The organism is Longibacter salinarum, assembly GCF_002554795.1.
In the GTDB taxonomy this organism is placed as follows: domain Bacteria; phylum Bacteroidota; class Rhodothermia; order Rhodothermales; family Salinibacteraceae; genus Longibacter; species Longibacter salinarum.
On record NZ_PDEQ01000022.1, the window covers coordinates 1 to 483 of the forward strand.

The 483-nt window shown below is 61.1% G+C and carries 1 protein-coding gene; it reads left to right on the forward strand.

Annotation, left to right across the window (positions count from 1 at the left end; translation table 11 throughout):
* Nucleotides 1–483: SdrD B-like domain-containing protein (locus CRI94_RS17430; RefSeq protein ID WP_218919423.1), on the forward strand; the 483-nt coding region annotated here is incomplete at both ends.

Sequence of the window (483 nt, forward strand, 5' to 3'; positions counted from 1 at the left end):
GCTCGTATCTGGAAGACAACCTGGCCATTGATTTTGCTGTGGGCACGCAGTGGTTGAATGCGACGCCCCAGGCAGGAACCCTCTTCCCGAGTGAGCAACGGGAGGTAACCGTTGGGTTTGCGCCTCAAGGCTTGCCCCTGGGCACCTACCGCGGCACGCTCCGCTTCATGGCAGAGAACCCATCGACGGCAAGCGTAGCCGTGCCTGTCACGTTCGACTTCAGCGGAGCACGCATAGGCGGCATCGCGTTTCGCGATGGGAACCGCAATGGCGAGCGCGATGCCTCCGAATCCATCCTTAATGGCATTGAGGTTGAACTCATCGAAGATACGAATGCCAACGGACAGCGCGATCCGGGCGAGCCGGTGGTTGGAACGCAGACCACGTCGCAGAGCGGTACGAGCACAACAGCGCAACCCGGGCGTTATCGCTTCATCGGCGTTGATCCGGGCACCTATCTGGTGCGCTACGTCGCAAACCGGG